The sequence below is a fragment of the Streptomyces thermocarboxydovorans genome (genome assembly GCF_039524635.1).
Taxonomy (GTDB): Bacteria; Actinomycetota; Actinomycetes; order Streptomycetales; family Streptomycetaceae; genus Streptomyces; species Streptomyces thermocarboxydovorans.
The window spans coordinates 1-14,000 of record NZ_BAAAGU010000006.1 but is presented as its reverse complement, the minus strand read 5'-3'; the positions used below and the strand labels follow the sequence as shown (position 1 = coordinate 14,000).

12 protein-coding genes and 1 pseudogene are annotated in these 14,000 nt (G+C 71.1%); 9 read left to right on the top strand and 4 right to left on the bottom strand.

The window, feature by feature from the left end:
• Window positions 1-21 precede the first annotated feature (21 nt).
• The 6 genes from ABD198_RS03895 to ABD198_RS03870 all read left to right on the top strand — a co-directional run bounded on the left by ABD198_RS03895 (window position 22) and on the right by ABD198_RS03870 (window position 4,256).
• Window positions 22-606, top strand: coding sequence for a PaaI family thioesterase (locus ABD198_RS03895; protein WP_343997902.1), 585 nt, complete (start codon window positions 22-24; stop codon window positions 604-606).
• Window positions 603-1,154 (top strand): dUTP diphosphatase, encoded by a 552-nt coding sequence (gene dut, locus ABD198_RS03890; protein WP_343997901.1) that lies wholly within the window; start codon window positions 603-605, stop codon window positions 1,152-1,154. The genes ABD198_RS03895 and dut overlap by 4 nt, the downstream gene beginning before the upstream one ends.
• 1 nt (window position 1,155) lies before the next feature.
• Window positions 1,156-1,908 carry a DUF3710 domain-containing protein gene (locus ABD198_RS03885; protein ID WP_343997900.1) on the top strand — a complete coding sequence of 251 codons (753 nt, stop codon included), beginning with the start codon at window positions 1,156-1,158 and terminating at the stop codon, window positions 1,906-1,908.
• Between the two features lie 188 nt (window positions 1,909-2,096).
• Window positions 2,097-2,789, top strand: coding sequence for an ABC transporter ATP-binding protein (locus tag ABD198_RS03880; protein ID WP_343997899.1), 693 nt, complete (start codon window positions 2,097-2,099; stop codon window positions 2,787-2,789).
• A 294-nt stretch (window positions 2,790-3,083) separates the two neighbouring features.
• The gene (locus tag ABD198_RS03875) at window positions 3,084-3,482 is read left to right on the top strand and encodes an OB-fold nucleic acid binding domain-containing protein (RefSeq protein ID WP_343997898.1); all 399 of its coding nucleotides are present in this window, start codon (window positions 3,084-3,086) and stop codon (window positions 3,480-3,482) included.
• Between the two features lie 3 nt (window positions 3,483-3,485).
• Complete coding sequence (locus ABD198_RS03870; RefSeq protein WP_343997897.1) at window positions 3,486-4,256, top strand: DUF3159 domain-containing protein; 771 nt, start codon at window positions 3,486-3,488, stop codon at window positions 4,254-4,256.
• A gap of 174 nt (window positions 4,257-4,430) precedes the next feature.
• Here ABD198_RS03870 and ABD198_RS03865 read toward each other — a convergent pair whose 3' ends face one another.
• Window positions 4,431-5,108, bottom strand: a complete 678-nt coding sequence (locus tag ABD198_RS03865; protein WP_343997896.1) for a potassium channel family protein — start codon at window positions 5,106-5,108, stop codon at window positions 4,431-4,433.
• A complete protein-coding gene (locus tag ABD198_RS03860) occupies window positions 5,108-5,779 on the bottom strand; it encodes a potassium channel family protein (protein ID WP_343997895.1) in 672 nt (223 codons plus the stop codon). The genes ABD198_RS03865 and ABD198_RS03860 overlap by 1 nt, the downstream gene beginning before the upstream one ends.
• 300 nt (window positions 5,780-6,079) lie before the next feature.
• Between ABD198_RS03860 and ABD198_RS03855 the strand changes: the two genes are divergently transcribed.
• The 3 genes from ABD198_RS03855 (at window position 6,080) to ABD198_RS03845 (ending at window position 11,001) form a co-directional block, all read left to right on the top strand.
• Complete coding sequence (locus ABD198_RS03855; protein ID WP_343997894.1) at window positions 6,080-7,009, top strand: adenosine kinase; 930 nt, start codon at window positions 6,080-6,082, stop codon at window positions 7,007-7,009.
• Window positions 7,010-7,397: 388 nt separating this feature from the next.
• Window positions 7,398-9,455 (top strand): APC family permease, encoded by a 2,058-nt coding sequence (locus ABD198_RS03850; protein WP_343997893.1) that lies wholly within the window; start codon window positions 7,398-7,400, stop codon window positions 9,453-9,455.
• Between the two features lie 217 nt (window positions 9,456-9,672).
• Window positions 9,673-11,001 (top strand): class I SAM-dependent RNA methyltransferase, encoded by a 1,329-nt coding sequence (locus ABD198_RS03845; protein WP_343997892.1) that lies wholly within the window; start codon window positions 9,673-9,675, stop codon window positions 10,999-11,001.
• Window positions 11,002-11,048: 47 nt separating this feature from the next.
• On the opposite strand, the pseudogene ABD198_RS03840 reads toward ABD198_RS03845, so the two are convergent.
• Window positions 11,049-11,537, bottom strand: a pseudogene (locus ABD198_RS03840) (imine reductase family protein); the annotation flags it as partial.
• A gap of 419 nt (window positions 11,538-11,956) precedes the next feature.
• Window positions 11,957-13,156, bottom strand: coding sequence for a DUF3103 family protein (locus ABD198_RS03835; protein ID WP_343997890.1), 1,200 nt, complete (start codon window positions 13,154-13,156; stop codon window positions 11,957-11,959).
• Window positions 13,157-14,000: the final 844 nt, after the last annotated feature.

The window sequence follows — 14,000 nt, the reverse complement described above, 5'->3', positions numbered from 1 at the left end:
TCGCGGGTAAGGTCTGCGCCTGTGAGTGGTACTTCCCCAGCTCTTCAGCCCCCGGCCGACGCCGTGAAGCCGGTCCGCCATCCCGACGCACCCGCGCCCGGCGAGCTGCTCGGCGCGCACTACGGCCAGTGTTTCGGCTGCGGCGACGAACAGGCCCACGGCCTGCACCTCCAGGCACGCGCCGGCGAAGGCGTGTCGATCACGGCCGAGTTCACCGTGCAGCCCGCCCACCAGGGCGCCCCCGGCCTCGCCCACGGCGGTGTGCTCGCCACGGCCCTGGACGAGACGCTGGGCTCGCTCAACTGGCTGCTGCGCACCATCGCGGTGACCGGCAGGCTGGAGACCGATTTCGTCCGCCCCGTCCCGGTGGGGACCACGCTGCACCTGGCGGCCGAGGTGACCGCGGTGGCGGGACGGAAGATCTACTCCAGCGCGACCGGACGCATCGGCGGCCCCGACGGCCCCGTCGCCGTCCGCGCCGACGCGCTGTTCATCGAGGTCAAGGTCGACCACTTCATCGACCACGGCCGCCAGGAGGAGATCCAGGCCGCCATGAACGACCCGGATCAGGTCCGGCGCGCCCGCGCCTTCGAGGTGAACCCGTGACCCTCGACGTGCTCATCCGCCGCATCGATCCGGACGTACCCCTTCCGGCTTACGAGCACCCCGGTGACGCGGGCGCCGATCTGCGCACCACCGAGCCCTGCGAACTGGCCCCCGGCGAGCGGGCCGTGCTGCCCACCGGGGTGTCGGTGGCCCTGCCCGAGGGGTATGCCGCCTTCGTGCACCCGCGGTCCGGTCTGGCCGCCCGCTGCGGTGTGGCCCTGGTGAATGCCCCGGGGACGGTGGATGCCGGGTACCGTGGAGAGATCAAGGTGATCGTGGTGAATCTCGACCCGCGCGAGGCCGTGCGGTTCGAGCGCTTCGACCGGATTGCCCAACTGGTCGTCCAGCAGGTCGAGAGGGTGCGCTTCGTGCCGGTCGCGGAGCTGCCCGCGTCGGCCCGGGCCGAGGGGGGCTTCGGGTCCACGGGTGGTCATGCCGCCGTGGAGACCGGGGAAGGCGTGAGCGGCACAAACGGTCAGGCCGCCGTGAGCGGCACAGCGGGTGGGAATCGATACGCTTCGGTCGTATCCGACCGGGAAGGACAGTGACGTGTTCGGACGTCGCAAGAAGAGGGTTGCCGCCAAGGACGCGGCCGGCGAGGCCGAGCAGGTCGTCGACGGTGTCGACAGTGAGGCGGAGGCCGAGGCCGAACGGCTGAGGCTGGAGCCCGCGCCACGGCCCGACGGGCCCTGGGACGTCTCCGAGGTCAGCAACCCCGGCGAGGGCCGGGTCGACCTGGGCGGCCTGTTCGTGCCGGGCGTCGACGGCATGGAGCTGCGCGTCGAGGTCGCGGGCGACGCGATTGTCGCCGCCACCGTGGTGCTGAACGACAGCGCCATCCAGCTGCAGGCCTTCGCGGCACCCAAGCGTGAGGGCATCTGGACCGAGGTCCGCGAGGAGATCGCGGCCGGCATCACCCAGCAGGGCGGCATCATCGACGAGGTCGAGGGTCCGCTGGGCTGGGAGCTGCGGGCCCAGGTGCCGGTACAGCTGCCGGACGGCACCGGCGGCTTCCAGGTCGTGCGGTTCGTCGGCGTGGACGGCCCCCGCTGGTTCCTGCGCGGAGTGATCTCCGGCCAGGGCGCGGTGCAGCCGCAGGCCGCAGGGCTGCTCGAGCAGATCTTCCGGGACACGGTCGTGGTGCGCGGCGACGGCCCGATGGCGCCGCGCGACCCGATCGTCCTCAAGCTGCCCAACGACGCCCAGATGGTGCCCGAGGGCGTCCAGCAGGAGGAGGGCTCCCGCTTCTCGGGCGGCATGGGCCAGCTGCAGCGCGGCCCGGAGATCACCGAGGTCCGCTGATCCGGCGCACCGCGCCGGACCGTACGCGGGACCGTATGTCCGGCCGGGCGGCTGCGCCCGGCCGCCGGAACAGCCGACTCCCAGGGCCGTCCCGACCGGGGCGGCCCTCGGCGCATGCGTGTCCGCACTGTTGATCGTCCGGCCGGCCGGGGATACTGTCGGCCGGTTCCGAGGGGGAGGGCGGGCGGATGACACAGGTGGCCACCGAGACGATGGTGCGCGTCGAGGACGTGCACAAGTCCTACGGCACCGGGGCCGCCGCGGCGCACGCGCTGCGCGGCGTCTCCTTCGAGGTCCCGCGCGGCGAACTGGTCGCCCTCAAGGGCCGCTCGGGCTCCGGCAAGACCACGCTGCTCAACATCGTCGGCGGCCTGGACTCGCCCGACCGGGGCCGGGTCACCGTGGACGGGCTCGACATCGCCGGCCTCGACGAGGACGGGCTGCTGGCGCTGCGCCGGGACCGGATCGGCTTCGTCTTCCAGTCCTTCGGGCTCATCCCGATCCTCACCGCCGCCGAGAACGTCGGCGTCCCGCTGCGGCTGCGCCGCGCCGACCCGCGGGAGCGCGAGGAACGCGTCGAGCTGCTGCTGTCCCTGGTGGGCCTCGCCGGCCACGCGGCCCAGCGGCCCGGTGAGCTCTCCGGCGGCCAGCAGCAGCGGGTCGCCATCGCCCGCGCCCTGGCCAACAACCCCTCGCTGCTGATCGCCGACGAGCCGACCGGCCAGCTGGACGCGGACACCGGCCACGCGGTGATGGAACTTCTGCGGGCCGTGGTGCGCAGCGAACAGGTCACCGCGCTGGTCGCCACCCACGACCCCGCCCTGCTCGACCTGGCGGACCGGGTCCTGGAACTGCGCGACGGAGAAGTGGTCGCCCACTGAGGGCAGGGACGGCGGGGGACGGCTGGCGCGTCCATGGGGCCGGGGGGGACTGCGCTCGAACCCGGTGATCAAGTCGCCGGACGTGCGCGTGCCGTGACCGTGAGTCGCGCCCCGGGGGTGTTGCGTCACATCCGCGGGAACGGCGTTCCCGCGGCCGGAAAGGGGCCCGGTCCGCAGGCGCTGCTCGGAAGGGGAGGTCAGGGCGGCGCGGGGCGACCATGGCAGGCAAGGGCCGGTTCGGTGCGCGGCGGCGGAGGGTACGTAACCGTCAGTGGCCCCCGGTACGCTTCAGACATGAGTGCTGTTCCTCGTTCCGAGAAGCCGGCAGGCCGGTTCCGGCGCATGCTCGACCGGCTCTCCTCGTCGCAGGAGGACCTGGAGTCCGAGGAGCTGCGTGAAGACGCCGAGACCGCTGGATGTACGCGGATAGGTGACTGCCAGGACCGGCAGATCGTGACGGTTATTGGTACCTTGCGCACGGTCACGCTGCGGCCGCGCGCCGGAGTCCCGGCCCTGGAGGCCGAACTGTTCGACGGCTCCGGCGCACTGGACGTGGTGTGGCTCGGCCGGCGCTCCATCAGAGGGATCGAACCGGGCCGCAAGGTGATCGCATCGGGCCGGATCTCGATGAGCCGGGGCCGCCGGGTGCTGTTCAATCCGAAATACGAACTCAGACCCCTCGGACGGGAGTAGCCGGTGACGTCGCTCGACAAGCCGACAACCGAAGACACATCCGCGGACGACGCCCGGGCGGTGACCGAGGCCGCCTTGTTCGAGGCGTTCGGCGGGGTGCGGGGCATGGTCGAGACGGTGCTGCCCGGGCTTCTGTTCGTCAGCATCTACACGGTCAACAAGGACCTGCACATGTCGGCGATCGCGGCGCTGGCCGTGTCGCTGGTGCTGGTGGTGGTCCGGCTGGCCATGAAGGACACCGTCAAGCACGCCTTCAGCGGTGTCTTCGGAGTCGGCTTCGGCGTGGTCTTCGCGATGATGACCGGCAACGCGAAGGACTTCTACCTCCCCGGCATGCTCTACACGCTGGGGCTCGCGCTCGCCTACATCATCACCGCGATGGCGGGGATCCCGCTGATCGGCCTGATGCTGGGGCCGATCTTCCGGGAGAACCTCTCCTGGCGCACCCGCAACCCGGGCCGCAAGAAGGCGTACACCAAGGCCAGTTGGGCCTGGGGTCTGATCCTGCTCGCGAAGAGCGCCATCCTCTTCCCGCTGTACTGGTGGGCGGACACCACCCAGCTGGGCTGGGTGCTGGTCGCGCTGAAGATCCCGCCGTTCCTGCTCGCGGTGTATCTGACCTGGGTGTTCCTGGCCAAGGCCCCGCCGCCGATCGATGTCTTCGCCGAGATGGAGGCGCGGGAGCGGGAGAAGGAAGAGAAGGAAGAGAAGGTAGAGGGGGAGGCGGCGGCCGCCGCCGCGGAGCCGGGAGGCCGGCACCGCCGGGAGGACTGACGCCTTCCGGAGCACGCGAGGACTGATACGTACCACTGGCCGCTGCTCCCCGGTGAGCCACTCGAGCAGCGACGCCGCCCGCGCACGAACGTGACGCCGCCCGCGCACGAACGTAAGGAGGGGCGCCCTGAACTCCAGGGCGCCCCTTCTCACGTCGCACGGGACCTGCGCCGGTCAGCTCCCCTCCGGCTTCTTCCGCACCGACAGCAGATCCTCCAGCTGCTCCTCCCTGGCCTGGGCCGCCACGAAGAGCAGCTCGTCGCCGGCCTCCAGGGAGTCCTCCCGGGTCGGCGTCAGCACCCGGGTGCCGCGGATGATGGTGACCAGGGAGGTGTCCTGCGGCCACTGCACATCCCCGACCTGGGTGCCGGCCAGGGCCGACTCCTCGGGCAGGGTGAGCTCCACCAGGTTGGCGTCGCCGTGGCTGAAGCGCAGCAGGCGGACCAGGTCGCCGACGCTGACCGCCTCCTCCACCAGGGCCGACATCAGACGCGGGGTGGAGACGGAGACGTCCACGCCCCATGACTCGTTGAACAGCCACTCGTTCTTCGGGTTGTTGACCCGCGCCACGACCCGCGGGACGCCGTACTCGGTCTTCGCCAGCAGCGAGACGACCAGGTTGACCTTGTCGTCGCCGGTCGCGGCGATCACCACGTTGCAGCGCTGGAGCGCGGCCTCGTCCAGGGACGTGATCTCACAGGCGTCGGCCAGCAGCCACTCCGCCTGAGGGACCCGCTCGACCGAGATCGCGGTCGGCGCCTTGTCGATCAGCAGCACCTCGTGGCCGTTCTCCAGCAGCTCGCCCGCGATCGAGCGGCCGACGGCACCGGCCCCGGCAATGGCGACCCTCATCAGTGACCGCCCCCTTCTTCGGGTCCCTTGGCGAACGCCGCCTCGACCCGGTCGATCTCGTCGGTGCGCATCATCACGTGCACCAGGTCACCCTCCTGCAGCACCGTCTGCGAGCTGGGCAGGATCGCTTCGCCGAGCCGGGTCAGGAAGGCCACGCGGACGCCCGTCTCGTCCTGCAGCCTGCTGATCTTGTGGCCCACCCAGGCCGGGGAGGTGTAGACCTCGGCGAGCTGCACACCTCCGGTGGGGTCGCGCCACAGCGGCTCGGCGCCCGAGGGCAGCAGCCGGCGCAGCATCTGGTCGGCCGTCCAGCGCACCGTGGCGACGGTGGGGATGCCGAGGCGCTGGTAGACCTCCGCGCGGCGGGGGTCGTAGATGCGGGCCGCCACGTTCTCGATGCCGAACATCTCGCGGGCCACCCGTGCGGCGATGATGTTGGAGTTGTCTCCGCTGGAGACGGCGGCGAAGGCACCGGCCTCCTCGATGCCCGCCTCGCGCAGGGTGTCCTGGTCGAAACCGACCCCGGTGACCCTGCGGCCGCCGAAGGAGGAGCCCAGACGGCGGAAGGCGGTGGGGTCCTGGTCGATCACGGCGACCGTGTGGCCCTGTTCCTCGAGGGTCTGGGCCAAGGCGGAACCCACCCTTCCGCAGCCCATGATGACAATATGCATCGCGTCACACCGCGCTTCCTGCAGGCCCGTCGGCCTTCATGACTCTCGTGCTCATGTCTCTCTTTCGGCTCGCCAGGCTGGTCTTCCCACACATCGCGGCGCAGGCCGCCAGGCAACATCATGCCGGGGGATCGCGGTCCTGACGCCCTCCGGGGCCCGGCCGCCGTGCAGCGCGCGCCCGAGTCCAACGTATCCGCACCGTACGAGCCCGGCCGTGACACCATTCCCGCCGGGCGAGACCGGGCGAGACCGGGCGGGAAAGGGACCGGGCGAGACCGGGCGAGAAGAGAGGAACCGCAGATGACGGCCGAGATCGACGTGCTGGTCCTGGGAGGCGCCGGCGTGGACACGATCGTGCACGTGCCCGAGCTGCCCGTGCCGTTCACCGACAGCCTCATGATCCGGCCCGGCATCGTCACCCGCGCCGGACAGAGCGGTGACTTCGTCGCCCTGGCGGCCACCGCCCTCGGCCTGCGCACCCACCATCTGGACCTCATCGGCGACGACCACGAGGGCGACCTCGTCCGCGCCCTGCACCGCGACCACGGCATCCCGCTCACCGCCGTGCCGCAGCCGCGCGGCACCAAGCGCGCGGTGAACCTCGTCGGCCCCGACGGCCGGCGGCTCTCCCTCTACGACGCGACCCGCGCCGCGGACACCGACCCGCTGCCCGAGGAGACGGTACGGAAGCTGGCCGCCGCCAGCCGGCACGCCCATGTCGTCATCACCCAGCCCTGCGCCGCCGCACTGCCCCTGCTGCGGGCCGCCGGCCCGACCATCTCCACCGACCTGCACGACTGGGACGGCGTCAACCCCTACCACGAGCCCTTCGCCCTCGCCGCGGACCTCGTCTTCCTCTCCGCCGCCGCCCTCCCGGACCCGGAGCCCGTGATGCGCTCCCTCACCGAACGGGGCCGGGCCCGGGTGGTCGTCGCCACCGCCGGAGCCGAGGGCGCGTATCTGCTGGCCGACGGCGAGCTGAGCCATGTCCCCGCCGCCGAGCCGCCCGCCCCGGTCGTGGACTCCAACGGCGCCGGCGACGCCTTCGCGGCGGCGTTCCTCCACGGCTGGCTGGGCGGGGAGCCCGCCGAGCGCTGCGCCCGCTACGGCACGGTGGCCGGGGCGTACGCCTGCACCGTCCCGTCCCCCCGGGTGGACGGCATCACACGCGCGGAACTGCACGCGCGCCTCGCCGAGTTGACGGACGACCGGCCGGTCAGCGGCGCGTGATGCTGCGCACGCTCGCCAGGGTGAGGAGCCCGAGGCCGAGGAGGGCGACCGCGGCGCCGATCAGTTCTGCACCCGAGTGCATGGGACCTCCCAAGAGCGGCGACGGCGCCCGGACCGGCCGGGCGAGCGGAGCGTGGCGTTCGTCATGATCGTCATGAAGCGGTACGGAGCCCGTCATGGCAGGACTCAGTCGTGACCGGCATGGCAGGACCCAGTCGTGACCGTCATGGCGGGCTCCGTCATATAGGCATGAAAGCGGCCCGGCGTGCGCAATCCGGGGCCCCGGCGGGGCTGTTTTTCACCCGGTGAGCAGAGGGCGGGTGGAGGTCGTGCGGATCTGGGGTGGCGGTTGGGCGCGCTTGCGTTCGAAGGCTTACGATCCTCTGTTGTGTCCAAACTGACCGACGTGCCCAAACGGATCCTGATCGGGCGCGCACTGCGCAGTGACCGGCTGGGCGAGACCCTCCTGCCCAAGCGCGTCGCACTACCCGTCTTCGCCTCCGACCCGCTGTCCTCCGTGGCCTACGCGCCCGGCGAGGTGCTGCTGGTCCTGTCCGTCGCGGGCTTGTCGGCCTACCACTTCAGCCCCTGGATCGCCGCCGCGGTCGTCGTGCTGATGTTCACCGTCGTCGCCTCCTACCGGCAGAACGTGCACGCCTACCCGAGCGGCGGCGGCGACTACGAGGTGGCCGGCACCAACCTCGGCCGCAGGGCCGGGCTGACCGTCGCGAGCGCGCTGCTCGTCGACTACGTCCTCACGGTCGCCGTGTCGATCTCCGCCGGCATCGAGAACCTGGGCTCGGCCATCCCCTTCGTCGTCGAGCACAAGGTGGCCTGTGCGATCGGCGTGATCGTGCTGCTGACCCTGATGAACCTGCGCGGGGTCAGGGAGTCCGGCACCCTCTTCGCCATCCCGACCTACGTCTTCGTCACCGGCATCTTCGCCATGATCGCCTGGGGCGCCTTCCGCGGGCTGGTGCTCGGCGACGAGATGCGCGCCCCGACCGCCGACTTCGAGATCAAACCGGAGCACCCCGGGCTCGCCGGCTTCGCCCTCGTCTTCCTCCTGCTGCGTGCCTTCTCCTCCGGCTGCGCCGCGCTCACCGGGGTGGAGGCCATCTCCAACGGCGTACCGGCCTTCCGCAAGCCCAAGTCGAAGAACGCGGCGACCACGCTGGCGCTGATGGGCCTGCTCGCCGTCACCATGTTCTGCGGGATCATCGCGCTGGCCGCGGCCACCAAGGTCCGCATGGCCGAGAACCCCGCCAAGGACCTGCTGCGCGACGGCACCCCGGTCGGCGCCGGCTACATCCAGCACCCGGTGATCTCCCAGGTCGCCGAGGCCGTCTTCGGGCACGACTCGGTCCCGTTCATGATCCTCGCCGCGGCCACCGCGCTGGTCCTCTTCCTCGCCGCCAACACCGCCTACAACGGCTTCCCGCTGCTCGGCTCGATCCTCGCCCAGGACCGCTACCTCCCGCGCCAGCTGCACACCCGCGGCGACCGGCTCGCCTTCTCCAACGGCATCGTGCTGCTCGCCGGAGCCGCCGGACTGCTGGTCTGGATCTACGGCGCCGACTCCACCCGGCTGATCCAGCTCTACATCGTCGGCGTGTTCGTGGCCTTCACGCTCAGCCAGTCCGGCATGGTCCGGCACTGGAACCGCCTGCTGGCCACCGAGACCGACAAGGCCGCCCGCCGGCACATGATCCGCTCCCGGGCCATCAACGCCTTCGGCGCCTGCCTGACCGGCCTGGTCCTGGTCGTCGTCCTGGTCACCAAGTTCACCCACGGAGCCTGGGTCGCGCTGCTCGGCATGTGCATCTTCTACGGGACCATGACGGCGATCCGCCGCCACTACGACCGCGTCTCCGAGGAGATCGCCGCCCCGGAGACCCCCGGCGACGACATGGTGCGCCCCTCCCGGGTCCACTCCGTCGTCCTGGTCTCCAAGATCCACCGCCCCGCCCTGCGCGCCCTCGCCTACGCCAAGCTGATGCGCTCCGACTCCCTGGAGGCGCTCACCGTCAATGTCGACCCGGACGAGACCAAGGAGCTGCGCGAGGAGTGGGAGCGGCGCGGCATCGACGTACCGCTGAAGGTGCTGGACTCCCCGTACCGGGAGATCACCCGGCCGGTCATCGAGTACGTCAAGTCCCTGCGCAAGGAGTCACCCCGCGACGTGGTCTCGGTCATCATCCCCGAGTACGTGGTCGGCCACTGGTACGAGCACCTCCTGCACAACCAGAGCGCGCTACGCCTCAAGGGCCGGCTGCTGTTCACGCCCGGTGTGATGGTCACCTCGGTGCCGTACCAGCTGCGCTCCTCCGAGGCCGCGAAGCGGCGGGCCCGCAAGCGCCAGGAGTGGACGGCCCCGGGCTCGGTCCGCCGCGGCCCCGCCGAGCGCACGAAGGAGAACTCGACGCAGACGCGGTCCGACACCTAGCCCCGAGCACCCGGCCCTCCCGCGCCTGCCCGCGCCCTCCTACGCGGCCGGGCCCTCTATGCGCACCCGCCTCCCCTCCACACCCGCCCCTCCCATCCACACCCGGCACGGACCTCTCTGCCATCCACGTAGACTGGTGGGCTGTTGTCGCGGACCGTTGGCGCGGACCGCGACCGGACAGGACCCAACCCCCTCGACGTAGTGGAGTCACCCCGCCATGCAGGCAGAACCGAGGAAATCGCTGGTGGGGGAGGAGTACGAGGTCGAGGTCGGCCCCGTCGCCCACGGAGGCCACTGCGTGGCCCGCACGCCGGAGGGCCAGGTGCTCTTCGTCCGGCACGCCCTGCCCGGTGAGCGCGTCGTCGCCCGCGTCACGGAGGGCGAGGAGGGCGCCCGTTTCCTGCGCGCCGACGCGGTGCAGGTGCTGGAGGCCGCCAAGGACCGCATCGACCCGCCCTGCCCCTACGCCGGCCCCGGCCGCTGCGGCGGCTGTGACTGGCAGCACGCCAAGCCGGGCGCCCAGCGGCGCCTGAAGGGCGAGGTCGTCGCCGAGCAGCTGAAGCGGCTGGCCGGGCTGACCCCCGAGGAGGCCGGCTGGGACGGCACCGTGGTGCCCGCCGAGGGCGACAAGGTGCCCGCGGGCGAGGTCCCGGCCTGGCGGACCCGCGTCCAGTACGCCGTGACCCCGGACGGCCGTGCCGGCCTGCGCCGGCACCGCTCGCACGAGGTCGAGCCGATCGACCACTGCCTCATCGCCGCCGACAGCATCAGCGAACTCGGCATCGAGAAGCGCGACTGGACCGGCATGGACTCCGTCGAGGCGATCGCGGCGACCGGCTCCCAGGACCGCCAGGTGGTGCTGACCCCGAAGCCGGGCGCCCGCCTGCCCCTGGTCGAGCTGGACCGCCCGGTGTCCGTGCTGCGTGTGAACGAGCGCACCGGCGGCGTCCACCGCGTGCACGGCCGCCCCTACGTCCGCGAACGCGCCGACGGCCGCACCTACCGCGTCGGCGCCGGTGGCTTCTGGCAGGTCCACCCGAAGGCCGCCGACACCCTGGTCACCGCGGTCATGCAGGGCCTGCTGCCGCGCAAGGGCGACATGGCGCTCGACCTGTACTGCGGAGTCGGCCTGTTCGCCGGCGCCCTGGCCGACCGGGTCGGCGAGTCGGGCGCGGTCCTCGGCATCGAGTCGGGCAAGCAGGCGGTGGAGGACGCGCGGCACAACCTCGCGGACTTCCCGCGCGTCCGCATCGAGCAGGGCAAGGTCGAGTCGGTCCTGCCGCGCACGGGCATCACCGAGGCCGACCTGATCGTCCTCGACCCGCCCCGCGCCGGCGCCGGCCGCAAGACGGTCTCCCTGATCTCCTCCCTCACCGCCCGCCGCATCGCCTACGTGGCCTGCGACCCGGCAGCGCTGGCACGGGACTTGGGGTACTTCCGGGACGGGGGGTACCGGGTGCGGACGCTGCGGGTGTTCGACCTGTTCCCGATGACGCATCACGTGGAGTGCGTGGCGGTGCTGGAACCGGCGTCGAAGAGCGCCTGACCTGCGTTCGGCTGGGCCGTACCCCGGAGGCCAGGGGGACCGCGCCGTCAGGCGGAGGGCTTGCGGAACTGCTCGATCAGGGCCGCGTAGCCGCTGCCGGCGTGGCCGTCGGCCACCGCGCGGTCGACGAGCGCCTTGAAGAAGCGGGGCAGTTCGGCGTTGATGCCGAGCGTCTCGCTCTCCTCGGCGAGATGCTCCAGCGCGTCCTGATGCACCGTCATGGTGGCGTCGCCCGCCGGGTACTTGCCCTCGTCGATCTGCGGGGCGTACGCGGTCACGTACCCGGTGACCACGTTGATCGTCGTGTTGGCCAGCATGACGAAGGTGGTGGCCTTCACCTTGGCGGTGCCCAGCAGGGCGGCACCCTGGAGGAAGCCGTTGAGGATGCCCCACATGATGCCCAGCAGCGACATGTCGTAGAGCGCGGACAGCCCGTGGTCGGTGTCCAGGTACGTGGTGCCCGCCGGGCCCAGCGCGCGCAGCGTCGCCTCGTGCTCGTCGAACGCCGCCTTCGGGCCGTTGTAGAGCAGTACGGCGCCCTGGAAGGTGTGGACGGTGCCGACCCGGACGCGTTTCCGGAGACACCGACGAGTAACGCGTAGCGGTCGTTGTCGGTCACCGCCGCTCACCCCACCGCCGTGCTGTCGCCGCCGCCGTCCGCGAGGAACCGCTCGATCAGCGTGTCGTCCTCGCGGGCCTCCTTGCCGGTGATGTGCAGGACCGCCCCGTCGGGCCGCTTCACCACGATGGTGCGCTGCGGGGCCCGCGCCAGTCCGGTAAGCAGTGTCGTTCTCGGGCATGGCGGTTTCGTGCCCCCTCGGGTTCCTTGGCTTGCTCTGGGCGAACGACACCAGCGCCTGGCACCGACACCGACGGTCCGACGAGGTTGTCGTGCGGCACCGCGCCCCCCGCCGGGCGGTGGGGCCCTCTCTGGCGAGGGGCGCGGCGTTCTGCGTCAGAGTGCGGAGACGTAGTAACGCTCCACGGTCATGCGGGCGTTGGCGGAGGCGCCGGTGCGGCTGCCGGTGGTCTCCCTCGCCAGTGTGTAGAAGGAGTCGACGTAGTCGGGGTCGTCGCTCCACCACGAGGCGGGCATCGCGTCGATGATCGCATTCACGAGCGGGATGTACGCGCCCTGGTCGGTGATGGTCAGCAGGGCCGCGGCGAGTGCCTTGGCGAGCGAGGAGTAGTTGGTGTCTCCGTCGTCCTCCATGAGGACCGCGTCGGCCAGGTTGTACTTGTAGTTCGACCAGTTGACGAGGATCTGGCCCGGGTAGTAGGTCGTGTCCTCGTCGTCGACGTACGGCATGGTGACCGTGTCGACGCGGACCTTGCCGTCCGTGCCGAAGCCGGTGACGAGGGTGAAGAGCTCGGCGTCGCCCTTGAACCAGGGCTCCTTGAGGTCCGCCACGCTGATGGACTTGATGCGGGTCGTCCAGAATCCGGTGGACGCGGCGGATCCGGTCGACCCGGCGGGGGCGGTTCCGGCCGTGCCGGCCGCAGACCTGGTGGTCTCGGCTGCGCTCAGGGTGCCGAGGCCCTTGGCGGCGAGCTCCTTGTCGATCACTTCGAGGCCGGCGGCGAGGGCCTCCTGTCCGTCGACGCCGATGACGTAGACCGGTCGCTCCGGAGCCTTTCGCGCGGACAGTTCGTGTGCGTTGCCCGCGGTGTCGTAGGCGATGACCACGCCGGCGTCGTCGTCGGCCGGTGCCGAGGCGACCAGGGGCGACGTCTTGGTGAGCGCCGACTCGCTCACCGGCTTTCCGGCGAGGCGGACCTGCAAGAGGGAGCCGACGTCCGTGGCGCCGAGCCCCTTGGCCGCGGCGATGTCCCTTTCCGCCTCGACGAGGGTGCTCCGGAAGTCCCTGGCCGACTTGGCGGCGGACCTGGCCGTGAGAGGCAGCAGGTCCACCTCCTCGGCGGCCAGGGCCGCGTTCGCCACCTGCTTGTGCCACGTGGGCTCGGCGAGCGAACGGGCCAGGGCGCGTGCAGTCGACCTCTCGATGGAGGCGACGGGTGAGGGCTCGGCGGTGGCCGAGGCTGTTGCGGCAGAGGCTGCGGTGGCACCTGCGGTTCCCTGAAGGGTGGTCAGGGTCAGGCCGCTTAAGGCGAGTACGGTGAGGGCCGCGCGGATCTGTCTCTCTGCGAACACCATGTCCTCCAGACGAGGGAGTTGCCCGGTCCGGGCATGTCGGAGATACCGCTGTGCGGCGCACAGCGGGACGTGCTCGTGCGAGTGCGGCGCTATTGTGAGCGATTCTTGTCTACGCGGATAGATGGCGTCTCGCCGATTGGCGCACGTAAGTGATGGTTTGTCGTGAATGTCACGCGATCGCGACGGTCAGCATCCTGCGACGTCGGGGCCACTCATATGCAGATAACGGCTGACCTCATATGCAACTTCACTTCTTGTGGTTGTACATCCCTCCGTACGCCGCCACCGAGCGCACCTGCAAGGCCGGGGAGATCATGCTTCTCGAAGGCGTCACGGACACGCTCGGCGCGCCTGGTGAACGGCTGGGCCAAGTCACGACGACCGATGTCCAGGGCGTGACCTCTCTGGTGGGCATCCCCGCCACCGGTCATGTGGTGGGCGAGACCGCGGAGTTCGACAACGAGCCCCTCTGCGACGTCTACGGCGGCTGCGCGAGTGTCCGTGCGGCGGTTCTTGAACGATCACTGGCACAGAGGCCAGTCGAAAGAGCTCCTTCTCCCATATCCGGATTGGCTCAGCGCCCGCGCCATCAAAGCCGCCGCCTGGCGCCCGGCCCCCATCACCCGCGCGGTCCCCGCTGAAGGGCCCCAACCGACCCAGCAGCGTCAACCGCCATGCCTGTGCCGGTGATCCGCACTCGATGACAGACAAACCTACCGAGCACGCCCAAGAATGATGGCCGCGGTCAGTTCGTCGCCGCCCACCGTCAGGGCGATTGCAAAGTTCGTTGATCGTGTGTTGGTGCAGGTCAGTTGAGTCCGAGGACGGTCAGTGGCCGCTCGTA

Bases quoted from the DNA above. Each gene is read 5' to 3' on its own strand.
- ABD198_RS03880 (WP_343997899.1), top strand. From the start codon at position 2,097: ATGACACAGGTGGCCACCGAGACGATGGTGCGCGTCGAGGACGTGCAC.
- ABD198_RS03875 (WP_343997898.1), top strand. From the start codon at position 3,084: ATGAGTGCTGTTCCTCGTTCCGAGAAGCCGGCAGGCCGGTTCCGGCGC.
- ABD198_RS03865 (WP_343997896.1), bottom strand. From the start codon at position 5,108: ATGAGGGTCGCCATTGCCGGGGCCGGTGCCGTCGGCCGCTCGATCGCG.
- ABD198_RS03860 (WP_343997895.1), bottom strand. From the start codon at position 5,779: ATGCATATTGTCATCATGGGCTGCGGAAGGGTGGGTTCCGCCTTGGCC.
- ABD198_RS03855 (WP_343997894.1), top strand. From the start codon at position 6,080: ATGACGGCCGAGATCGACGTGCTGGTCCTGGGAGGCGCCGGCGTGGAC.
- ABD198_RS03845 (WP_343997892.1), top strand. From the start codon at position 9,673: ATGCAGGCAGAACCGAGGAAATCGCTGGTGGGGGAGGAGTACGAGGTC.
- ABD198_RS03835 (WP_343997890.1), bottom strand. From the start codon at position 13,156: ATGGTGTTCGCAGAGAGACAGATCCGCGCGGCCCTCACCGTACTCGCC.